At 37.2% G+C, this 21,005-nt stretch carries 21 protein-coding genes; 14 read left to right on the forward strand and 7 right to left on the reverse strand.

Annotation, left to right across the window (positions count from 1 at the left end; genetic code table 11):
• Nucleotides 1–4 precede the first annotated feature (4 nt).
• The 5 genes from Q4489_RS12080 to Q4489_RS12100 all read left to right on the forward strand — a co-directional run bounded on the left by Q4489_RS12080 (nucleotide 5) and on the right by Q4489_RS12100 (nucleotide 4,839).
• Nucleotides 5–364 (forward strand): VOC family protein, encoded by a 360-nt coding sequence (locus Q4489_RS12080; RefSeq protein ID WP_303480814.1) that lies wholly within the window; start codon nucleotides 5–7, stop codon nucleotides 362–364.
• A 285-nt stretch (nucleotides 365–649) separates the two neighbouring features.
• Nucleotides 650–1,630, forward strand: a complete 981-nt coding sequence (gene pheS, locus Q4489_RS12085) for a phenylalanine--tRNA ligase subunit alpha (protein ID WP_074495864.1) — start codon at nucleotides 650–652, stop codon at nucleotides 1,628–1,630.
• An 11-nt stretch (nucleotides 1,631–1,641) separates the two neighbouring features.
• Nucleotides 1,642–4,041, forward strand: coding sequence for a phenylalanine--tRNA ligase subunit beta (gene pheT / locus Q4489_RS12090; protein ID WP_303480744.1), 2,400 nt, complete (start codon nucleotides 1,642–1,644; stop codon nucleotides 4,039–4,041).
• Between the two features lie 3 nt (nucleotides 4,042–4,044).
• Nucleotides 4,045–4,335, forward strand: a complete 291-nt coding sequence (locus Q4489_RS12095) for an integration host factor subunit alpha (RefSeq protein ID WP_074495866.1) — start codon at nucleotides 4,045–4,047, stop codon at nucleotides 4,333–4,335.
• A 78-nt stretch (nucleotides 4,336–4,413) separates the two neighbouring features.
• Entirely contained in the window at nucleotides 4,414–4,839 is a 426-nt protein-coding gene (locus tag Q4489_RS12100; protein WP_303480747.1) for a DUF1801 domain-containing protein, read from the forward strand.
• Here the strand turns inward: Q4489_RS12100 and Q4489_RS12105 are convergent.
• The gene (locus Q4489_RS12105; protein WP_303480750.1) at nucleotides 4,836–5,357 is read right to left on the reverse strand and encodes a DUF2937 family protein; all 522 of its coding nucleotides are present in this window, start codon (nucleotides 5,355–5,357) and stop codon (nucleotides 4,836–4,838) included. The two genes, Q4489_RS12100 and Q4489_RS12105, sit on opposite strands and share 4 nt — an antisense overlap.
• A 171-nt stretch (nucleotides 5,358–5,528) precedes the next feature.
• Here Q4489_RS12105 and Q4489_RS12110 point away from each other — a divergent pair, with 171 nt between their 5' ends.
• The 8 genes from Q4489_RS12110 to Q4489_RS12145 all read left to right on the forward strand — a co-directional run bounded on the left by Q4489_RS12110 (nucleotide 5,529) and on the right by Q4489_RS12145 (nucleotide 15,332).
• Nucleotides 5,529–7,319 carry an ABC transporter ATP-binding protein/permease gene (locus Q4489_RS12110; protein WP_303480752.1) on the forward strand — a complete coding sequence of 597 codons (1,791 nt, stop codon included), beginning with the start codon at nucleotides 5,529–5,531 and terminating at the stop codon, nucleotides 7,317–7,319.
• Nucleotides 7,312–7,884 carry a DUF1415 domain-containing protein gene (locus Q4489_RS12115; RefSeq protein ID WP_303480755.1) on the forward strand — a complete coding sequence of 191 codons (573 nt, stop codon included), beginning with the start codon at nucleotides 7,312–7,314 and terminating at the stop codon, nucleotides 7,882–7,884. Before Q4489_RS12110 ends, Q4489_RS12115 begins: the two co-directional genes overlap by 8 nt.
• A 100-nt stretch (nucleotides 7,885–7,984) precedes the next feature.
• Nucleotides 7,985–8,773: a hypothetical protein gene (locus Q4489_RS12120; protein WP_303480757.1), complete on the forward strand. Its 789-nt coding sequence runs from the start codon at nucleotides 7,985–7,987 to the stop codon at nucleotides 8,771–8,773.
• A gap of 22 nt (nucleotides 8,774–8,795) precedes the next feature.
• Entirely contained in the window at nucleotides 8,796–9,614 is an 819-nt protein-coding gene (locus Q4489_RS12125; RefSeq protein WP_303480759.1) for a glucosaminidase domain-containing protein, read from the forward strand.
• Between the two features lie 324 nt (nucleotides 9,615–9,938).
• The gene (locus Q4489_RS12130) at nucleotides 9,939–10,625 is read left to right on the forward strand and encodes a response regulator transcription factor (RefSeq protein ID WP_303480761.1); all 687 of its coding nucleotides are present in this window, start codon (nucleotides 9,939–9,941) and stop codon (nucleotides 10,623–10,625) included.
• Nucleotides 10,622–11,959: a histidine kinase sensor domain-containing protein gene (locus Q4489_RS12135; RefSeq protein ID WP_303480764.1), complete on the forward strand. Its 1,338-nt coding sequence runs from the start codon at nucleotides 10,622–10,624 to the stop codon at nucleotides 11,957–11,959. Before Q4489_RS12130 ends, Q4489_RS12135 begins: the two co-directional genes overlap by 4 nt.
• Before the next feature lie 145 nt (nucleotides 11,960–12,104).
• Nucleotides 12,105–14,114 (forward strand): TonB-dependent receptor, encoded by a 2,010-nt coding sequence (locus Q4489_RS12140; RefSeq protein WP_303480765.1) that lies wholly within the window; start codon nucleotides 12,105–12,107, stop codon nucleotides 14,112–14,114.
• Between the two features lie 90 nt (nucleotides 14,115–14,204).
• A complete protein-coding gene (locus Q4489_RS12145; protein WP_303480766.1) occupies nucleotides 14,205–15,332 on the forward strand; it encodes a PepSY domain-containing protein in 1,128 nt (375 codons plus the stop codon).
• 219 nt (nucleotides 15,333–15,551) lie between these two features.
• Here Q4489_RS12145 and Q4489_RS12150 read toward each other — a convergent pair whose 3' ends face one another.
• Nucleotides 15,552–16,118 carry a TetR/AcrR family transcriptional regulator gene (locus Q4489_RS12150; RefSeq protein WP_303480767.1) on the reverse strand — a complete coding sequence of 189 codons (567 nt, stop codon included), beginning with the start codon at nucleotides 16,116–16,118 and terminating at the stop codon, nucleotides 15,552–15,554.
• Between the two features lie 101 nt (nucleotides 16,119–16,219).
• Between Q4489_RS12150 and Q4489_RS12155 the strand changes: the two genes are divergently transcribed.
• A complete protein-coding gene (locus Q4489_RS12155; protein ID WP_303480769.1) occupies nucleotides 16,220–16,759 on the forward strand; it encodes a dihydrofolate reductase family protein in 540 nt (179 codons plus the stop codon).
• Between the two features lie 168 nt (nucleotides 16,760–16,927).
• Here the strand turns inward: Q4489_RS12155 and ttcA are convergent, their stop codons facing one another.
• The 5 genes from ttcA to ccoS form a co-directional block, all read right to left on the reverse strand.
• Entirely contained in the window at nucleotides 16,928–17,824 is an 897-nt protein-coding gene (ttcA, locus tag Q4489_RS12160) for a tRNA 2-thiocytidine(32) synthetase TtcA (protein WP_303480771.1), read from the reverse strand.
• A 258-nt stretch (nucleotides 17,825–18,082) separates the two neighbouring features.
• Nucleotides 18,083–19,012, reverse strand: coding sequence for a universal stress protein UspE (uspE, locus tag Q4489_RS12165; RefSeq protein ID WP_303480773.1), 930 nt, complete (start codon nucleotides 19,010–19,012; stop codon nucleotides 18,083–18,085).
• 375 nt (nucleotides 19,013–19,387) lie between these two features.
• Complete coding sequence (gene fnr, locus Q4489_RS12170) at nucleotides 19,388–20,107, reverse strand: fumarate/nitrate reduction transcriptional regulator Fnr (RefSeq protein ID WP_303480775.1); 720 nt, start codon at nucleotides 20,105–20,107, stop codon at nucleotides 19,388–19,390.
• Between the two features lie 34 nt (nucleotides 20,108–20,141).
• The gene (locus Q4489_RS12175) at nucleotides 20,142–20,810 is read right to left on the reverse strand and encodes a sulfite exporter TauE/SafE family protein (protein ID WP_303480777.1); all 669 of its coding nucleotides are present in this window, start codon (nucleotides 20,808–20,810) and stop codon (nucleotides 20,142–20,144) included.
• On the reverse strand, nucleotides 20,800–21,000 hold the full coding sequence (ccoS, locus tag Q4489_RS12180) for a cbb3-type cytochrome oxidase assembly protein CcoS (protein WP_303480778.1): 201 nt from the start codon (nucleotides 20,998–21,000) through the stop codon (nucleotides 20,800–20,802). Before ccoS ends, Q4489_RS12175 begins: the two co-directional genes overlap by 11 nt.
• Nucleotides 21,001–21,005: the final 5 nt, after the last annotated feature.

Genomic DNA, 21,005 nt, shown 5'->3' on the forward strand with positions numbered 1-21,005 from the left:
GATGATGAGCAAACATGAAAAATTAAATTATGTTGAATTCCCCGCGAGTAATATTCAAGCGACAAAACGTTTCTTTAGCCAGGTTTTTGATTGGCAGTTCGTTGATTATGGGCCTGAATATACTTCTTTTTCTAATCAAGGCTTAGATGGCGGTTTTTATTTGTCTGAGCAACGAAATAATACCGATAACGGTGGCGCATTGTTGGTTTTTTATAGTAATAACATAAACCAAACTTTGGCTAAAGTTGTGGAAAATTCAGGTAAAATAAACAAGCCAATATTTGAATTTCCAGGCGGTTGTCGCTTTCACTTTATTGAGCCAAGTGGTAATGAATTTGCCGTTTGGTCAGAAAGTCAAAACTAAGTATAGATGGCAGCATTTTCGCTCTATAGTACGTTTGTTTCTCATCGACCGTAATTCCAGTCAGTATCAGTAATTAACGGTGCTTATCTGCAAACTAAATTCAAATTAAGAGAAAAAATCTCATCGAAGGCATAATTTCACGACAAGATCGTGAATTATTTATAAAAAAGCGCTGCTTTACTCTACTTTATGCGATCATTTTTGTGTAAAATCTTTGACCTTTATTTTTTAACAATCAATAAGTCTAGCCAAAGAACGGTGTAACTCACCGCTTTAGAGGAAATCATGAATTTAGACGATATAATACTACAAGCAGAGCAAGCTATTGCCGCTGCTAATTCACCTGAAGAATTAGATCAGGTACGTGTCAGCTTTCTTGGCAAGAAAGGGCAATTTACCGAGTTAATGAAAGGACTAGGTAAGTTACCTAAAGAAGAAAAGCCAAAGGCAGGTCAAGTAATAAACCAAGCGAAGCAACAAGTGCAAAAAGCGTTAACAGCTCGTGGTGAATTATTACGTACTGAAGCAATTAATAAAAAGCTAGCAGCAGAAACTATTGATGTTACTTTGCCGGGGCGCACTAATGAGTTAGGTGGCTTGCACCCAGTAACGCGTACGATAGAGCGTATTGAAAGCTTTTTTGGTGATTTAGGTTTTGCTGTTAAAGAAGGCCCTGAAGTTGAAGATGACTTTCATAACTTCGATGCGTTAAATATCCCTGAGCATCATCCGGCACGTCAAGATCATGATACTTTTTACTTTAATCCTAAGTTAGTTTTACGTACGCAAACTTCCGGTGTTCAAATTCGAACTATGGAAAAAGAGCAGCCACCATTACGTATTATTTCACCAGGTAAAGTATATCGTAATGATTACGATCAAACCCATACACCAATGTTTCATCAAGTTGAAGGATTGATGGTCGACAAAGATGTTTCCTTTACCCATTTAAAAGGTGTATTGCATGACTTCCTTCACCACTTTTTTGAAGAAGACTTAGAGATTCGTTTTAGACCTTCTTATTTTCCTTTTACTGAACCATCGGCTGAAGTAGATGTAATGGGTAAGAATGGTAAATGGCTTGAAGTATTAGGCTGTGGAATGGTACACCCTAATGTATTGAAATCTGTAGGCATTGATCCTGAAGTCTATTCTGGCTTCGCTTTTGGTATGGGCGTTGAACGCTTAACCATGCTTCGTTATGGCGTAAATGATTTACGCGCATTCTTTGAAAACGATCTTCGATTTTTGAAACAATTTAAGTAAGGCAATTCTTCATGAAATTTAGTGAATCTTGGTTACGAGAGTGGGTAAACCCTGCAATATCTTCGGATGAATTGACCCACCAAATCACCATGGCAGGCTTAGAAGTTGATGGGGTAGAACCCGTTGCCGGTGAATTTTCAGGCGTCGTGATAGGGGAAGTGGTTGAATGTGGCCAACACCCAGATGCTGACAAACTTCAAGTAACAAGAATTAATGTAGGCAGCGCCAGTGAAGATGGCGAATTAATTGATATTGTTTGTGGTGCAAAAAACTGTCGATTAGGCTTAAAAGTTGCTGTCGCTATGGTTGGCGCTGTACTACCGGGTAATTTTAAAATTAAAAAAGCAAAACTACGTGGCCAGCCTTCATTTGGTATGCTTTGTAGTGAATCTGAGTTAGGCCTAGCAGAAGATAGTGATGGTATTCTCGAGTTGTCACAAGATGCCCCTATTGGTGAAAACATACGGGATTACTTAGATTTAAACGATGTTACTATTGATGTTGATTTAACGGCAAACCGAGGCGATTGTCTAGGATTAAAAGGCTTAGCACGTGAAGTAGGTGTTTTAAATAGCTTAGCTGTTAACGAACCTGAAATTAATAGTGTTCCTTCTACAATTGACGATAAACGGTCCATTACATTATCGGCTTCAGAAGCATGTCCAAGGTATCTTGGCCGAGTGATCAAAAATATTAATGTAGACGCCCAAACACCACTATGGATGGTAGAAAAACTTCGCCGTAGTGGTGTACGCTCAATCGACCCTGTGGTTGATATCACCAATTATGTTTTGCTTGAGCAAGGTCATCCTATGCATGCTTTTGATCTAGATGCTATTGAAGGGGGGATTGATGTACGCTATGCAAAGCCGAATGAAAAGTTAACCACGCTTGATGAAAATGAAGTCAGCTTAAATGAACAAACATTAGTCATCGCTGATGATAATAAAGCATTAGCCATTGCTGGTATTTTTGGTGGTTTACATTCGGGTGTAACGAATAAAACGAAAGATATTTTCTTAGAAAGTGCTTTTTTTGCCCCTTTAGCTATTCTAGGTAAAGCGCGCCAATATGGTTTACACACCGATGCATCACATCGTTATGAACGTGGTATTGATCCTGAATTACAGCACCAAGCCATGGAGCGCGCAACGAGCTTATTACTTGAGATTGTAGGCGGCGAAGCTGGTGCTGTTGTTGAAGCTGTAGCTTCAGAACATTTACCTAAGGTTAAGCAAATTGCGCTTCGACGTAGTAAACTAGATTCTCGTATTGGTCATCATATTCCTGATGAACAGGTTATCGAAATTTTAACGAGGTTAGGTTTTACTGTTACCTTTGCAGACAAAACGTGGCAAGTAAGTGTACCAACGTATCGTTTTGATATTTCGATTGAAGAAGACTTAACAGAAGAAGTTGCGCGTATTTTTGGTTATAACAATATTCCTAATACGTCACCAAAAGCAACATTAGCCATGTGTGATCGTAAAGAAGCACAACTACCTATAAAACGTTTACGCCAAACATTAGTAACGCGAGGTTATCAAGAAGCGATAACCTATAGCTTTGTCGACCCTAAAATTCAACAGCTTATTCACCCAGAACAAGAAGTGATGACATTGCCGCATCCTATTTCATCTGAGATGTCGGTAATGCGTTTAAGCTTGTGGACGGGGTTATTACAATCGGTTGTATACAACCAAAACCGTCAACAACAACGTATACGCTTATTTGAAACTGGCTTACGTTTTGTACCTGACGAAAGCGTTGAAAACGGTGTTCGTCAACAACAAATGATCGCTGGTGTAATATCTGGCAATCGCAATCAAGAACACTGGGATATGGAAAAGTCAGCTAGTGACTTTTACGATATCAAAGCTGACGTTGAATCGTTATTGGCAAGAACTGCAAATAGCCAAGCTTATACCTTTGAACGAGCTCAACACGATGCATTACACCCAGGACAAACCGCTGCTATTTTGAAAGATGGCGAGCTAATTGGTCACGTTGGCACCTTACACCCTGAATTAGAACGAAAATTAGGCTTGAATGGCCGCACATTAGTTTTTGAGCTTTTATTGAGTGAAATTTCAACACTGAACATCCCGCTAGCTGGCGATATTTCTCGCTTTCCGGCAAATAGGCGTGACATTGCTGTCATCGTTGAAGAGAGTGTTGATGCAAAAAAAGTGTTACAACTCATTGAAAATGTTGGCGGAAATTATTTAGTTGATCTAAACTTGTTCGATGTATACAAAGGCAATGGAATAAATGATGGCTTTAAAAGCCTCGCTATTGCCATGATACTACAAGATCATGAAAAGACTCTTGAAGAAAAAGATATCAATGATGTTGTAAATCGAGTGGTCGAAACGTTAAAAGATGAGCTAAATGCATCACTGAGGGATTAAGCAATGGCGCTAACCAAAGCAGAAGTCGCAGAACATTTATTTGAAAAAGTTGGTTTAAGTAAACGTGACGCAAAAGATATTGTCGAAATATTTTTTGAAGAAATTCGTGAAACACTAGAGGCTGGGCAACAAGTTAAATTGTCTGGCTTTGGTAATTTTGATCTTCGCGAAAAAAGTGAACGCCCAGGGCGTAATCCTAAAACGGGTGAAGATATTCCAATCTCAGCTCGTCGCGTTGTTACTTTTAGACCTGGGCAAAAGTTAAAAAGTCGTGTTGAAGACGGCAACGGCTAGCCTTAGTTTTTTATATAAAAGGTTACTTCGGTAGCCTTTTATGTAATGAATAGAAGATATTAATCTATCAGTACTCTGATGACTGAGATTAAAACACAGCCTAATCAGCATGATGTGCATGAATTTTTATCAACTATTGATAACGAAGTGCGCAAAGAAGATGCTCATACCTTATTATCTATCTTCACAGAATTAACAGGTTTCAAACCTGTAATGTGGGGCAGTGCTATTATTGGTTTTGGTCAATACCAATATCATAATAGTAAGGGCACTAACAAGTGGATGCTAACGGGCTTCTCACCAAGAAAGCAAAATCTTTCGTTGTATATCATGCAGGGCTTTGATCATTATCAAGATTATCTTAAAAATATTGGTAAGGTAAAAACCGCGAAATCATGTTTATATATCAACAGACTAGATAAAGTAGACATGGAAGCGTTAACGATATTTCTACAAAAATCAATTATCGATATAAAGCAGAAGTATCCTGATCATACTGCCTAATTTACCTCTATGCGTTTAAACATACGTTGATAAGCACAACTGCAGGTGTATAAGCATAATTTCAGTAAACTCATTACCAGTATTGCAATGAAGAAACCTGTACACAACGCTTCTATTGTTAATGGAATAGCTAAGCTAAACATTGTATAGGTTTGCTGGGCAATACTTTCATCAACGTTTGTAGTGAAAAACCATAGTTGCTCTAAATAAGGCTGATTATGTAAGCTGGTAAATTGGAATGCTAAGTAGTCTCGACGATCGATTAATTCATTAACGATCATACCTGTTTTGTTAATAATGGTGTCGCTATTTGAAAGGTAATGTTCAGTAAGCTTAGATAAACTACCATTAAAATGCATGTCTGCTAAGGTTTGATATTGTGAAAGCTGCCATTTAGCCTCCTCTAACCGAGCAGATAGTTGTTGAATATACTGCGTTAGAAAGGCAGGACATTGAATGCCAATAATAAACATTATGGTAAATAAACACCTATCAATAAGCTGATGAATAAATGACATTATTACCCATTGTGTTTTGTAAACTTCGCTCCATAATACACCGATTGTTTCTTGGCTTAAAGGCCACGAGATCTTTAGCGAGTGTTTCGAATGGATTAAGTTAGTTATAGCAAGCCGTTGTTACCTTTAGGCGAACACATACGATTTTATTTACCCCTTAACGAGCACAATATGAGACGAATGCAACATAACGAGCAAGAACCTACTCATTTCAATTGGCGCATTGTTAAATCACTGATCCCGTATTTGCTTGAATTTAAAGTTAGAATTGGCATTGCTCTGATGTGTTTAATAGCAACCAAAGTGGCCAGTGTATACTTACCGTTTATTCTCAAAGATATTGTTGATTCACTGGATTCTCATCTAGAAAATAAGTTGTTTATCGTTCCATTTGGCTTAGTGGCAGCATACGGTTTAGTACGCCTAACCATTGTGTTATTTGCAGAAATAAGAGATACATTATTTGGTCGAGTAACAGAGCGGGCAATTAGAAGGATAGGCTTACAAGTTTTTGAACATTTACATGCAATGGATTTAAACTTTCATCTTGAACGTCAAACAGGCGGTTTATCAAGAGATATTGATCGCGGCACCTCAGGTATTAGCTTTTTAATGCGTTTCATGGTGTTTAATGTATTGCCAACATTAATCGAAATTGCCATGGTTATTGGCATATTGTTAGTTAATTATGGTCTATGGTTTGCGCTAATTACTTTGTTTTCAATTGTTATTTATATCGCATATTCAGTGTTTGCGACAGAGTGGCGAACGAAATATGTCAGGGCAGCAAATAAAGCCGATTCTTCAAGTAATACTCGTGCGATTGATAGTTTATTAAATTATGAAACAGTTAAATATTTTACTAACGAGGCATATGAAGCTAAGGCATACGATAAACAGTTAGCATTGTGGGAACAAGCAAAAATTAAAAATAGATTAACGTTATTTGCGCTTAATGGTGGCCAAGCGTTTATTATTTCAATAGCGATGACAGCCATGCTGGGATTAGCTGCACATCAAGTAACATACGGTGAAATGACGTTAGGTGACTTTGTGCTTGTTAACGCATTTATGATGCAATTATTCATTCCTTTAAACTTCTTAGGGTTTGTTTACCGAGAAATGAAAGGCTCGCTTGCAAATATCGAGCAAATGTTTGGCTTACTCAGTGCAAAACCCGCCGTTTCTGATCGTGAAGGTGCCGAAAATTTACACTTAAATCACGGGGAAATTGTTTTCGAAAACGTTGAGTTTTCGTATCATCAAGAAAGACCAATTATCAAAAACTTTTCATTGAAAATACCTGCAGGAGCAAGAATTGCCATTGTAGGGGAAAGTGGCTCTGGAAAATCAACGTTAGTGAAGTTGTTATTTCGTTTTTATGATAGCCAACAAGGTAATATTTTTATTGATGGTCAAAACATTACACAAGTCACTCAGCAGTCAGTACGTGAAAATATAGGAATAGTGCCTCAAGATACTGTGCTATTTAACGATACTATCCGAGAAAATATTCGCTATGGAAATCCAACAGCAAGTGATCAACAGGTAACACGTGCAACTGAACTTGCCCATTTAAGCCAATTTATAGATCAACTACCAAAAGGCTTTGAAACAACTGTAGGAGAGCGAGGGTTAAAATTGTCAGGCGGTGAAAAGCAACGGGTAGCCATTGCTAGAACAATTTTAAAAAATCCTAAGATTATTGTCTTTGATGAAGCAACATCGTCACTCGACTCTCACTCAGAACGCGCTATATTAGCTGCATTAAAGGAGATATCTAGTGACCATACCAGCTTAGCGATTGCACATCGTTTGTCGACTATTATTGATGCTGACAACATCGTGGTAATGCATCAAGGTGAAATTATCGAACAAGGTACCCATCAAGAGCTACTGAATAATAAAGGTAGATATTATAATATGTGGCATTTACAAAAAAGTGATAGTAAAGATGGATAAATTAACTCCAGAAGAAGCCGTCAAAGTAACAAGACTGTGGCTTGAAAATATTGTTGTGGCATTAAATTTTTGTCCATTTGCCAAGAAAGAATTAATAAATGAAACTATTGAATATTATGTTTGTGATTCCCGTCGTTTTACACCAGCACTTGAAGAATTTATTTTACAGGTAGAGAGATTGGTAAAATTTCCAGATATTGAAACAACCTTGGTGATTTTTAATCAAGGTTTTAATGATTTTGAAGACTACCTTGCTCTTGTTGATTACGCTAATGATTTATTAAGTGACTGTGGATACGAGGGCACTTTTCAAATAGCGACATTTCACCCAGATTATACATTTGAAGGTGAGGAACCATCACAAGCAAGCCATTATACTAACCGCTCTCCGTTACCTATACTACATATATTACGAGAAGCTAGTATGGAAAAGGCTTTAAAAAGCTATAAACAACCTGAATTAATCCCTGAAGAAAATATCACGTTAGCAAATAATAAAGGTACTGAATATTTCCAAACTGTTTTAGCTGATATTTTACAACAGGCGCACAATAACAATAAATAATTTTTATAAACGGCGTTCAATTAGGTATAATTACACCTTTGTAGTTCACATCACTGTTAATAACATTTTGTGAAAAAGTGATGAGTAAATATAGGTTGGTATGGAAGAGCGCTCGGTAATTAAAGTAGGTGGCGATTTAGAAAAAGCCGTCAAAGGTGAGTATTCAATTGATGTTAAAGCAGTATTAAATGAAGCGTGGGAAAATACTAAGCGTTCACGTACCGCTATTAACCTTGGTTTAATTTTTGTACTTATGCTTGGTGTGGTTGTTTCTTTACTGGTAAGTCAGTACTTTGGCGGTATTGAGGCCGTACTGAAAGATCAACAAGCGACAGCGTTATTAAATATCATCGTGACACTGGTGGTTTACCCATTTCTAGTGGGGGTTGAAATGATGGGGATTTTTCATGCTGTCGGCTTAAAAACGCATCCTAAATTAGTCTTTGGCTTTTTAAAGCGTGGAAGTTGGGTAGCAGTGAGCGCATTGTTTTGTTCAACGTTAGTCGCAATTGGTATGACACTTTACTATTTGCCGGGTATCTACCTAATGGTTGCTTTATCATTAGTATTACCCTTGGTTGTTGAGAAACGTATGTCGCCAATGAAAGCTATCGTACTTTCATTAAAAGCAACACGTCACCAATGGTTTAATATTTTTGCTTTATTTTTGATTTTATTTTTATTACTTATTGCGAGTTTTTTACCGATTGTTTTATTTGCTAATACTTCAGCTTCTTTACTTGGTGGGGTAATAACTATATTCGCACTGACCTATCTTGCCCCTCTGTTTTATAATGTTAAGGGGGTGTTATACCGTGAAATATTTGGTATGCAGTTGTCAGTCGCTAAAGGAGGGAATAACCCTCTTGATTCCACTTTCTCAGCTTAATCGACAGGACGTTTAATCATTCATGAGTTTTATAAAGCACTCAATACTTGGGCTATTTGGCCTTTTATGTTTATGGGCGGTAATTAAACCTTTACTTGAACAAGATAAATACAAAGTTGATGAAAAAATTCCAATTCCGAAACAACCTGATAAAGAGTTAACGGGTGAGCAACCGCTACATGATGTTGTATTACCGCGTTTTGCTGATTTTCGACACGTAAAACAAAAGAAAACGGCTTTTTTTGACTTTCTTAAACCGGCAGTTGTTGCAGAAAATAACCGTTTAGCTGAGCTTCGAAAGTCGCTTTTAGCTTGGCAAGAGCAGTTGACCTATCAGCACGAAATACCTCACACACATGCGCTAAAAGTAGAAGCATTAGCGTTAAAATATAAGCTGAATACGCGATTGTCTATTGCGGAAAAAGTAAGATTGTTAATAACTCGGGTAGATATTGTGCCCACGCCGTTAGTATTAGTTCAAGCAGCTAATGAATCTGCTTGGGGAACCTCTAGATTTGCGCGGATCGGGTTAAATTTCTTTGGCATTTGGTGCTATAAAAAAGGTTGTGGCATGGTACCTGGTAGCCGAGATGAAGGTTTAAAACACGAGGTTGCAGCATTTACCAGTGTTGAACAGGCGGTTGCGCATTATATGTTAAATATAAACACAAACGCGGCTTACAAAGTGCTACGGCAAATACGCAGTCAACTTCGAGAAAAAAACTTGCCGGTTGACTCATCATTATTGGTTACAGGCTTATTACCTTATTCAGAACGTGGCTCCGATTATATTTTAGAAATATCCGAAATGCTTAGACACAATAGAGTGTATATTCATTAATACTTACCCATAAAAAACCATTGCTTAGCAATGGTTTTTAACTTAAGGGGTCAGGTACAATTAATGAAAATAGAGCTTTGTCAATTAACAACTATTGATAGTTTTTTTTACAGTGTATCTCCCCTTTTAATCTATAGGTATTAACAAAAAATAATCAGGAATTATATACCTCATCAATATACACTTGAAAAACAAGAACAACGAAGACGGCTTGATTTGTTAGGAGTACCAAGCTCCCATTAGAAAAGAGCTTATCTACTTTTATGTTAAGATTGACATAGTGTATAAGCTGAATTCCTTCTGTATAAAAGAGAATATTAAACAATGAACAGAGTAAAAATATTGATCATTGAAGATGATATAGAGCTTAATCACCAACTAACGGAATTAATACAGGCTAATGGCTTTTTTGTAGAACAATGTTTTGACGGAGAGTCAGGGTTAGTTAAAGCGAGTAGTCAACAATACCAATTAATTTTACTCGATATTATGTTGCCGGTACTAGATGGCTTGACCTTGCTTAAAATGTTACGAAAAACGACTCAAGTCCCTGTCATTATGGTAACAGCAAAAGGGGCAGAACAAGAACGCATAGAAGGATTTAGCCAAGGTGCAGATGATTATGTGGCAAAACCATTTAATACCAGAGAATTAATTCTAAGGATTGAAGCCCTACTTAGACGAAGTGTCTCAAATACACCTACTGAAGATATTAAAACGTTATCTGAAGATAATTTAGCATTAGATGCGAGAACCTTATCGGTATCAATATATGAGCAAACTCTCGACTTTACTCCGATAGAGTTTAAGTTATTGTGGGAGCTATTTTTGCACAAAGGCCAAGTACTTAGTAAAGCCTATTTATATCAACAAGTGTTAAACCGCAGTATTGGGGAATACGATCGAAGTTTAGACATGCACTTAAGCCGTGTGCGTAAAAAACTAAATACGGTAAATGGAACTGGAGGACGTTTAAAAACGAGTCATGGTAAAGGGTATAGCTTTGTATGAGTCGTCAACTGTTCTGGAAAATGTGTATTATCTTTGCAACGGGTGTCGTTGCGCTTTTTTACTTTATTAATCTACTGACATCACGCACTGAAGAAGGCATGAGCATGTTGGCTTTAGAGCATCGGCAGCAAATCACTGATTGGGGAAGACGCGCCGAAAAAATGTATAAATCTGGTGATATAGTAAGGTTAAGTCAGTTTCTGGAGGCACTTAAGCAGCAAGAAAACACGTGGGTGTCTGTGGTTAGTTTTGACTATGCGAATGTAGCAGGAGACCCCATTAAAGAAGTGTATCAAGGAGACCCAATGTTTGGTCGAAGTGTCGATTGGAAAATACACTTATATCTTGACTACAACCCTGTCATGGAAGTGGCTTTTGAGAACGTTAGGGCTAATTTTCTGATACAACTTCCAAAGAGAATGCGGCCTGGCGCTTATTGGCGCTATATTCAATTAACCATTCAAATAATTATACCTACTATTTTACTAGCGTTGCTCTGTGTTTTGTTTTATCGCTATATCATGAAACCACTTTTGCAGTTGCAGTCAGCGACACGCCTATTCAGTGAAGGGCAATTAGACAGTCGAGCAAGTGAGTTTATGGGGAAGCGCAATGATGAATTTTCTGATTTAGCCAAAACTTTCGACGACATGGCAAGTCGCATTGGTGAACAAATTTTAAATCAACGGCAACTTATCGCTGATTTATCCCACGAACTAAGAACACCATTAACAAGGCTAGACATTGCTTTAGCGACAGTTAATGATGAACAAGCGTCAGGTAATATTAAACGTATAGAGAGAGAATCAAAGCACATTAGAAGGTTAGTGGAAGATACGTTGTCACTAGCGTGGATAGAAAATGAGAAACCCAAATTAAAAAATGAATCTCTCGATTTAATCGATTTACTCGATGTATTAATTACAGATGCAACATTTGAATTTCCGGATAAAAACATGAGAAGTCAATTGCCAGATACTGCCTTGATTGAAAACTCTAATCACCGTGCTCTTGGTCAGGCAATTGAAAATATATTACGGAATGCACTTCGTTATACCCCTAAAGATAAAGTTGTAGAGATAACCTTACTTGTTAAAAACGATCAATATGAAATAGCTATTCTTGATCGCGGTCCGGGTGTACCTGAGGATTTATTACAAACAATATTTAAACCATTTTTCCGGGTAGATAAATCACGAGAACGTAACGGAAATAGTTTTGGATTAGGTTTAGCGCTAGCGCAGCGACAATTATCAGCGATTAGAGCAGAAGTCAAAGCAAGCAATCGTAAGGGGGGAGGGCTAGCAATGATAATTACGATCCCCAAAAAATAACTAGTGCCTGTAGATTGTCGGGTATAAGTTATTCCTTATTGGCCAGTAAATGTAAAAAATGTAAAGATGCTGTTATTCTCTCTGTAAATAACAATAATTCGTATTCGTAATTTTAAAAAGCCAATCAGTAAACTATAGGTCTCTTATGAATCCGACATTATTAAAAAGTGGTATTAAGCCACTTTCCGTAGCGATTTTGTTTGCACTTAGTGGGCAACAAGCGCTTGCAGAAAACAATATCGATAAAAATACAGACCAAAAAGGCAATAATAACATTGAATCTATTGTTGTTGTTGGTCAAACCACTAATACATTAGTCACCACACAAGATCTCGAAAAATACCAAGCGAATGACTTAGCTGACGTATTTAGACTAGTGCCTTCAGTGTCTGTTGGTGGCTCTCTTGGTATTGCCCAAAAGGTATATATCCGTGGTATGGAAGATACCTTATTAAATGTTACGGTTGATGGTGCGCCTCAAACGAGTACGCTTTTCCATCACATTGGACGTTTATCCATCGACCCTGAACTATTAAAAGAAGTTGAAGTACAAGCTGGGGCTGGTGAAGCAACGGCTGGTTCTGGCGCTATTGGTGGTGCAATTCGTTTTAAAACCAAAAATATTAATGATGTACTCGAAGACAATGAAAGCTTCGGTGGAAAAATCAAGGCAAATTATTTCAGTAATGAAGGTTACAAAGGTAGTGCTGCTCTTTATGGTCGATTTAATGATGACTGGGGTGTAATAGCTTCTTACGTATACACCGACCGTGAAAATATGGAAGATGGCGATGGTAATGAGGTTTCAGGCACTGATCCTGAGCAAAGCTTAGGTTTTATTAAACTTAGCGGTAACATCGATGAAAATCAAAGCTTAAGTTTAAGCTATGAATCTCGTGAAGAAGAAGGAGATTTTGTACAACGTCCTAACTGGCCAGAGTCAAGCTGGAACCCTTTATATCCAATTACCGTTGAACGAGACACATTGGTATTTAACCATGCGTATGCAGCTAATAATCTGGTCAATTTAGAAACAAGCATTTACACAACTAAAGCGAGTGTTGAACAAGATATTTATGATAAGTGGGGTATCTATAAAGGTGAAGTTTCTTCAACGGGCTTTGATATTCGAAACAGTAGCCAATTTGGCGAACATGCACTTACGTACGGTATTGAATATCGAGATGACGAAGTAACAGCTGGCGCCCCAAGTGATGCTGGTGCAAAAGAAACAGGCACTGTCACTGGAATATACCTACAAGATCACTGGCAGCTTACTCGTGACTTATTACTAAGTATGGGGCTTAGGTATGATGAATACGAATTAGATCAAGCAACTTATGATAATAAAGTAGACAGTGATGGAGTGAGTCCAAACTTAGGAATTCAATATACGTTAAATGATAACTGGACGCTTAATGTAGGTTACGCTCAAGCAATGCGTGGTAAAGAAATTGGTGACTCTTTTACCATTGAAGCTGGATATGTAACAGTTGATCCCGCGTTAGAAGCGGAAGAAGTGAGTAACACTGAACTAGGTCTAACTTACCGTGATGATCATTGGAATATTGTTGCATCTGTCTATCAAAGTGATATTGATAACGTAATTTTAGACCAATTAGGTCAAGGTACTTATTATGAAAATGTGGGTACATTAGAAACCGACGGCTTTGAATTGAAAGTTGGTTACTGGATTGGCGATTTTCAAATTGTCGCAAACTACGCAAATAGCGATGCAGAATTAAACGGCAATAAGGTTGAAGGTTATGAATATATTGGCTTAGCTAATGTACGCGGTGATACCTGGGGCTTTAATGTCAATTACGCGCTTTCGAACACTATTGAAATGGGTTGGAACTTAGAATACGTTGAAGATTTGAACGATATTGAAGTGTTTCATCGAGCAGTTGATATTGGTTGGACACCAACAACAACAGAGATAGATAAAAAAGGGTATCAAGTACACGACGCATATTTGCAATGGGAGCCTAACGAGTCAATTTTAGTTAACCTAACCGTCACCAACTTGCTTAATGAGCAATATATTGATCATTCAAGTGTCGGTGATTATAACGTTGTTCCTGGTTGGGAAGGGGTGTCAGGCTTATATGAGGCAGGACGCGATATCCGTGTTTCATTAACTTATAACTTCTAAACTTTTTTAACTAAATCAATTACACAACGGTAATCACGAAAAGTGATTACCGTTTAGTATTTTATAAGGGCCAATAAAATGCTGAGGAAAATGCTCTTTTGGACACATTTAGTGATAGGGATTACTGTAGGTGTTGTGGTGTTCATCATGTCTGCTACTGGGGTTCTATTAACCTATGAAGCACAAATTAAAGAATGGGATGATGCAAGACATAGTGTTAAACCGCAAGCCGGTCAACAACGCTTAAATACGGATCAAATATTATCAATTATCCGACAAAAACACCCGGATGAAAATCACCTCTATATTCATCAATTTAAGGGAGAAGAGCGTGCCATACCAGTTTGGGCAGGACCGAATCGCTATTTATTATCACCTTATACTGGTGAAATCATTCTAAAGGGAGATAGTTGGATTGTTGAAACTCTTCATTTCATTACCGACCTTCACCGCTGGTTAGCGCTTGAAGGAAGTAAGCAACCTATCGGTAAGGAAATTACCGCATATAGTAATTTGCTGTTTATTTTCCTTATCATTACCGGCGCGTATTTATGGTTACCACGCCACTTTAAATGGCGATTAATTAAGACACAATTATTTTTTAAAAAACAATTCAAAAGCCGACATGCTAAGTACTTTAATTGGCACCATGTGTTTGGTGTATGGGCAATACTACCTTTATTTATAATAGTGGCTACTGCCACTGTCTTTCATTTTCATTGGGCAAATGATTTGCTCTATGGAGTGTATGGAGAAGATGCACCGGGCCCAAGAGAACGTCGAGTGCCTGTTCAACTTATTGATGGGAAACAGTCATATGAAACTTTATTTACTGTCGCGAAGCAACACGCAATTGAAAACGGTGTAGGTGACTGGCACTCAATGTGGTTAGAATTTGGCAGAGAAACGGGGAATACGCGTTTTTGGATTGATCCAAGCTTGGGTAATAGTTATGAACGTGCTTATGCACTTTTCTTAGATAACGATACTGCAGAGGTAATACGTGTAAAACGAGGCCAAGATTGGTCAGAAGGGGATCAAGCATGGGGTGTGGTAAGGTTTTTACATACCGGTGAATATTATGGTTTGATAGGTCAAACCATTGCGGGCTTAGCATCACTAGCTGCGTGTTTTCTTGTGTTTACAGGTTTTATGTTATCTTGGCGCCGGCTATTTAAGCCAAAAAAGAGAAAAGCGTTAAAGAAATGTGATACTTAAACTGGTTAATTACAATAGTAATCAATATTAAACATAAAAAGTATTCAACTCATAAACTATACAAACTCACCAGTTATATAACTTAACGGTTGAAACGAACCTTGAGTAGCACTTGCTTTGCCATTATCTGTAGTAGCTCATATCTGACTCAAAATTTAGTCTAATCGGTTTAGACTTCACATGACAGACAGCTATGAGCGATAAGCGGACATGTAAACTTTAAGTAGTAGTGCGTACCCGTACCCCTTTGAACAAAAAGTCTAGGGAGTTATCTGCACAGTCTGGTGTCAACTCACCCGTTGAGTCGCAAGCTAGTGCCATTGAAAAACCATGAAGATAGTCAACTAATAGATCAAGAAAAGCTTTTTCTTGATCGTTTCTTAGCTTTAATGGGCTAACAATTAAACTAAATCTACTTATAAATACATCAGCGGGGCTGTTTGAAGACATTGATAGAAGAGTCTCTAACAACCCATCATATTTTTTGAGAATGGCTAAATAGCTTATTGAAAGCTTTTTTAGTTCCTGTTTCCAATCTAATTTTCCGCTAGGTACATATATTTCAGACATTAGTGACTTAGCAACCCCCTCCAGCAAAATGCTTTTGTTATTAAAGTAATAATACAAAGCCATAGGATCTACGTTCAATTCTTTCGAAATAGCCCTCATGCTAGGAACTTTCCCAGTACCATCCATCATAAATTTAACCTTACTTATTATTAACTCGGCACTAAGACTGTCTTTATCTTTGGAGGGGCGACCCCTTTTTGCTTCGGATTGATTCATATAAAAATCTATATACTTTACTTTTAATTTCTACATTGTAGAATAATATTAATATATTCTACAATGTAGAATAAAGTTAAATTAAGTCAATTGAGGTAATTATGTCCAATAAAGTATTTATAGCTACAAGCCTTGATGGTTACATCGCTGGAAAAAATAATGAAATTGATTGGTTAGAGACTATTCCTAATCCAGACAATATCGATATGGGTTATCAGGCTCACATGGAAAGCATCGATGCTTTAGTTATGGGTCGCAACACGATGGAGTTGGTTGCTAATATGGATATTGAATGGCCTTACAGCAAACCTGTTTTCGTTTTAAGCAAATCATTGAAGAAAGTGCCAGATAAACTAGAAGGAAAAGCATTTTTAGTTAACGGAGATCTAAAAAGTATCAATAACGAGTTAAAGGATAAAGGGTACAACAATTTATATATAGATGGTGGCTTGACTGTTCAGGTTTTTTTAAAAGAAGACTTGGTTGATGAACTTATAATTACAACAATACCAATATTACTTGGTAGTGGCATCCGACTATTCGGTGAATTAGATCGTGTATTAGAATTTAGGTGTATAAAATCTGAAAGGTACTCAAATGGTATCTGTCAAAATCGTTTTGAGCGGTACACAGGCTTATAGTCAATTGAAAATATGTGCCAATATAAAAGGCCGCTATTGGCACATATGCTCTTTACGACAAAGTCGCTCGGTAATTAGGCCGACAGACTCCCTTGGTAATCACATTTAATCACATTATCTTTGGTATTTATTGTTTCATTGTATAAACAACATTTATCGATGCTTCTATTAAGAAGCATCGATAATTTCTATATTTTTTATATCGATTAAATTTGATGAAGAAATATCGACACCACTAAATTCATGTTCTTTTGGTGCTTGCGTTCTATCAATAGATAAACTAGAAAAGTCATAAAGGCTATTATCAGAAAGCTGAGAAGGGCTCACATTTTGTATGCTTTTAAACGTATTTTCTACTCGGCCTGGAGATTCGTTTTCCCATGTTGTTAGCATTTTCTTAATTTTTTTTCTTTGTAAGTTTTCTTGAGAGCCGCAAAGATTACAAGGAATAATAGGGTAATCATTAATTTCTGCTAGTGTTGCAATATCTTTTTCCCGGCAATAGGCAAGCGGACGAATGATAATATTACGTTTATCATCACTGAGTAACTTTGGTGGCATGGCTTTCAATTTTGCATTATTAAACATATTCATGAGCAACGTTTCAACGATGTCATCCATGTGATGACCTAACGCAATTTTTGTTGCGCCAATGTTTTCGGCAAAACCATATAAGGAGCCTCTTCTAAGGCGTGAGCATAAAGAGCAGGTAGTTTTTCCTTCTGGGATTTTTTGCTTTACTACTGAATAGGTGTCTTTATCGATAATATAGTAATCAATACCTTTTTCTTCTAGGTAAGCTGGTAAAATATGTTCTGGGAAACCTGGTTGTTTTTGATCAAGATTTACAGCGATTACTTCAAAGTTTATTGGCGCAACTCGCTTTAAGTATAAAAGCGTATCAAGCATCACAAATGAGTCCTTGCCACCACTGATAGCAGCCATAATTACGTCGCCTTCTTCAATCATATTGAAATCAGCAATCGCCTTTCCTACTTTACTGCGTAGGCGTTTTTGCAGTTTGTTAGCTTCATAATTATCTTTTCGAGTATCAGTGTATGTCATGTGTATTTGGCATCTCAAACGGAAATGGGCGCCATTATAAAGTGTCTATAAGATGATGATAAGTAAAAATTAGCGGAATAGACGTTAACTTGCTTTTAAAAATCACAGAATATGCTTTTATTGATTGTTTTATTTAGCCTACTAGAAAGTTAGAGTTAAATAATGTTCATTATTGTTGCTATTTAACAAATAAGAAGGCCTAGCAAAGTAAGCCTTCGTAAAATAGTTATTTGCTTAAGAATATGACACTTTGATAGGTTAATCTTGTAAAGGTGATTTGTAGCCTTCAGGTTTTAAAGCTAATACATCACAATTTAATCGGTCAATAACATGCTCGGCTGTATTTCCAATTAACGCAGCAGAAATTCCCGTTCTTCCTATTGTCCCTAAAACGACAAGTTCCGCATCAAGTTGTTGAGACACTTCTTCAATAACATCTTCTGGTAACCCTTCCCTTACATGGGTGTTTTCAGCTGAAATACTGTATTTAGTCGCGTGATTTTGCATGGCTTGTTGGTGATGTTGTCGCATTGAATCATTGTATTCGTTGGCGTTAAACTCAGGAATTTCAATTGCAATGTTTACCGGTGTTCCTGGGTATGAATTCACTAAGTGCACATTACCGTGAATAATATTGCCAAGTAGAACAGCCTCTTGAGTGATTATATCATTTAATGAGGTATGTTCTGACTCGTTACTACCTACATTCACTGACGCTACAATATTACCATTTGCAGGCCAACTATGATCTTTCACTAACAATACAGGGCAAGGGCACTTTCTTAAGATATGCCAATCAGTGGGCGTAAAGATAACGGCTTTTAACTTATCGTGCTCATGAGTACCTTTGATGACAATATCAACGTTATGATGAATCGCTTGTTCAATAATGGGTTCGAAAGGTCTGTTGTGCCATACAACTTGGTGGTTGATTGTTAGGCCTTGATGGTTTTCTTGGGCGATGATATTTTCAAGCCATGTTTTACGGTCATCAATTAAGGATTGACGCATGGCTTCGCGTTCATCACTTGATAGCATGGTAGTCATTTCATAAGAAAAATCATAAATAGACAGAAACGCGACAATATTTCCCTGAGTTTTATGAGCTAGCTCTATTGCACGTTTTAATGCTTTTTGCTCTTCAGTAGTAGGATCTATGACTGCTAAAATCTTTTGATATTTTTCCATTGTTGACTCCAAAATAGTGTCTTTAATGATCAATTATAGTTAGGGTCTGTTGATCTTTCTCGTTTATTTTTACAACCGCTTATGGGTATTTAAACAAGGCATTGCGATTAATGTGTGGCAATTCCACATGAAAAAGCAATAACGTTGTATAAATGACAAAAACCGTTGCCTTTTCTCTGTACCAAACGCTAACTGTTTATTGTTGTTCGCCATTTACATAGATTAACCAAACTACATTGCTAGCGTCTTAAACAAAAAGGGTTTAGCGCAAACAACAGTTAATCTCGAAAGTTCGACAAGCCTTAGTATAGCGTTACCTACATTTTAATTTGTTGTTTTAAATCAAAGATGAAGTAAACAGTAATGTACACTTACTTATAGTGCTGCGCACGCATTTAGCTTGTCAATATCAACGATAGTGATCAACTTGCCATTGACAACAATGATATTATTTTTATGAAAACGATTGAGTAATCGGCTGATGGTTTCAACGGTTAAACCAATATAATTACCGATATCGCTTCTCGTCATTGTTAGTCTAAACTCTGTGGGTGATAAGTTACGTTCTTGATATCGCTTACTTAAACTTGAAAGAAAAGTGGCTAAACGCTGTTCAGCATTTTTTCGGTTTAATAACGTTAACATTGCCTGATCTGTTTTTATTTCAGAACTCATCATGCGTAATATTTGTTTTTTTAATTTTGGCATCGAATTAGACAAAGTGTCTAAGGTTTCGTAAGGAATTTCACAGACCATTGAGGTTTCTAAAGCAGTAGCAAAGCTTGAGTGTTCAGATAACGCGATAGCTTCAAACCCAAGTAAGTCACCGGCCAAATGAAACCCGGTAATTTGTGCTTCACCATTTTCGTTAATGGTAAATGTTTTAAACGTACCTGAACGAACAGCATACAATGACTTCATCTTATCGCCATCATGAAATAACTGTTCGCCTTTATGAATTGGGCGTTTACGGTTGATGATATTATCTAATGTTTGCAACTCATGTTCGTTTAGTGAAAAGGGTAGGCAAAGTTCACTCAAACTACAGCTTTGACAATGTATGTGCTGTTGACCGGGACAATGTTGATTATTCATAACGTTCCTACATTAGATAATTGAATGCATAGTATTAAAACAAGAGTTGGTATGCAACGTTAAGTGTAAATACGCCGTAACAAATTAATCCTAACGCAATGAAACGACGAACCCACAATTTTTTAAACATAACAGTGATGGTTTGAAAGCCTAACGAAACGGTCAATAATGCTGGAAGGGTACCTACTCCGAAGAAAAACATAATAGCCATACCGTCTATTGCATTGCCTGCAGCAATTGACCAAGTTAATGTCGAATATATTAAACCACAAGGAAGCCACCCCCATAACATGCCTAACCCTAAGGCTTTGGATGTAGAATCAATTGGAAGTAAATGTTTAGAAATGGGTTGAAGTTTTTGCCAAAGAGTACGGCCTAGCTTCTCAACGTGATTAAGCCAAAATAGCCATTGTCCGATGTATAAACCTAATAAAATAAGAAAAAAACCAGCGATAAACTTTAGGGAAATCACAGGTAACCCTAAAGCTTTAATACTAAGTGAGCCAGTAAAACCAGCCACTAACCCGAGAAATGAATAGGTGAAAATTCTTCCTATGTTGTAAGCAGCAACAAAATAAAAAGATTTCCTACTATGTTGTTTAACAGCAGCGGTTAACATCGAGGAAATTCCACCGCACATACCAATGCAGTGGCCTGCGCCTAGTATGCCAATAAGAAAGGCTGAAAAATAATCAAGAGTCATTGTTAGATGTTTCTTGTTTATCTTTCTTGTTGTTTTCTACAGTGTTATTTTTGTCTTCTTCAAACAGAATACTTAGCCCTTGCTTTTCTAAATCGTCGAATTGATCAGATTTTACCGCCCAAAAGAATAGGTAAATACCTAGAGCTGTTAATAAAATAGCGATAGGGATAAGTACGTAAATAACACTCATAAGTT

The organism is Thalassotalea sp. 1_MG-2023 (genome assembly GCF_030546745.1).
In the GTDB taxonomy this organism is placed as follows: Bacteria; Pseudomonadota; Gammaproteobacteria; order Enterobacterales; family Alteromonadaceae; genus Thalassotalea_C.

What these genes read in the sequence shown, in the direction of transcription:
- Q4489_RS12130 (WP_303480761.1), top strand. Translation starts at nt 9,939, where the DNA reads ATGAACAGAGTAAAAATATTGATCATTGAAGATGATATAGAGCTTAAT.
- Q4489_RS12080 (WP_303480814.1), top strand. Translation starts at nt 5, where the DNA reads ATGAGCAAACATGAAAAATTAAATTATGTTGAATTCCCCGCGAGTAAT.
- Q4489_RS12100 (WP_303480747.1), top strand. Translation starts at nt 4,414, where the DNA reads ATGACTGAGATTAAAACACAGCCTAATCAGCATGATGTGCATGAATTT.
- Q4489_RS12110 (WP_303480752.1), top strand. Translation starts at nt 5,529, where the DNA reads ATGAGACGAATGCAACATAACGAGCAAGAACCTACTCATTTCAATTGG.
- Q4489_RS12095 (WP_074495866.1), top strand. Translation starts at nt 4,045, where the DNA reads ATGGCGCTAACCAAAGCAGAAGTCGCAGAACATTTATTTGAAAAAGTT.
- pheT (WP_303480744.1), top strand. Translation starts at nt 1,642, where the DNA reads ATGAAATTTAGTGAATCTTGGTTACGAGAGTGGGTAAACCCTGCAATA.
- Q4489_RS12115 (WP_303480755.1), top strand. Translation starts at nt 7,312, where the DNA reads ATGGATAAATTAACTCCAGAAGAAGCCGTCAAAGTAACAAGACTGTGG.
- Q4489_RS12135 (WP_303480764.1), top strand. Translation starts at nt 10,622, where the DNA reads ATGAGTCGTCAACTGTTCTGGAAAATGTGTATTATCTTTGCAACGGGT.
- Q4489_RS12145 (WP_303480766.1), top strand. Translation starts at nt 14,205, where the DNA reads ATGCTCTTTTGGACACATTTAGTGATAGGGATTACTGTAGGTGTTGTG.
- Q4489_RS12150 (WP_303480767.1), bottom strand. Translation starts at nt 16,118, where the DNA reads ATGAATCAATCCGAAGCAAAAAGGGGTCGCCCCTCCAAAGATAAAGAC.
- uspE (WP_303480773.1), bottom strand. Translation starts at nt 19,012, where the DNA reads ATGGAAAAATATCAAAAGATTTTAGCAGTCATAGATCCTACTACTGAA.
- Q4489_RS12120 (WP_303480757.1), top strand. Translation starts at nt 7,985, where the DNA reads ATGGAAGAGCGCTCGGTAATTAAAGTAGGTGGCGATTTAGAAAAAGCC.
- Q4489_RS12175 (WP_303480777.1), bottom strand. Translation starts at nt 20,810, where the DNA reads ATGACTCTTGATTATTTTTCAGCCTTTCTTATTGGCATACTAGGCGCA.
- Q4489_RS12105 (WP_303480750.1), bottom strand. Translation starts at nt 5,357, where the DNA reads ATGTCATTTATTCATCAGCTTATTGATAGGTGTTTATTTACCATAATG.
- ccoS (WP_303480778.1), bottom strand. Translation starts at nt 21,000, where the DNA reads ATGAGTGTTATTTACGTACTTATCCCTATCGCTATTTTATTAACAGCT.
- ttcA (WP_303480771.1), bottom strand. Translation starts at nt 17,824, where the DNA reads ATGACATACACTGATACTCGAAAAGATAATTATGAAGCTAACAAACTG.
- Q4489_RS12125 (WP_303480759.1), top strand. Translation starts at nt 8,796, where the DNA reads ATGAGTTTTATAAAGCACTCAATACTTGGGCTATTTGGCCTTTTATGT.
- pheS (WP_074495864.1), top strand. Translation starts at nt 650, where the DNA reads ATGAATTTAGACGATATAATACTACAAGCAGAGCAAGCTATTGCCGCT.
- fnr (WP_303480775.1), bottom strand. Translation starts at nt 20,107, where the DNA reads ATGAATAATCAACATTGTCCCGGTCAACAGCACATACATTGTCAAAGC.
- Q4489_RS12140 (WP_303480765.1), top strand. Translation starts at nt 12,105, where the DNA reads ATGAATCCGACATTATTAAAAAGTGGTATTAAGCCACTTTCCGTAGCG.
- Q4489_RS12155 (WP_303480769.1), top strand. Translation starts at nt 16,220, where the DNA reads ATGTCCAATAAAGTATTTATAGCTACAAGCCTTGATGGTTACATCGCT.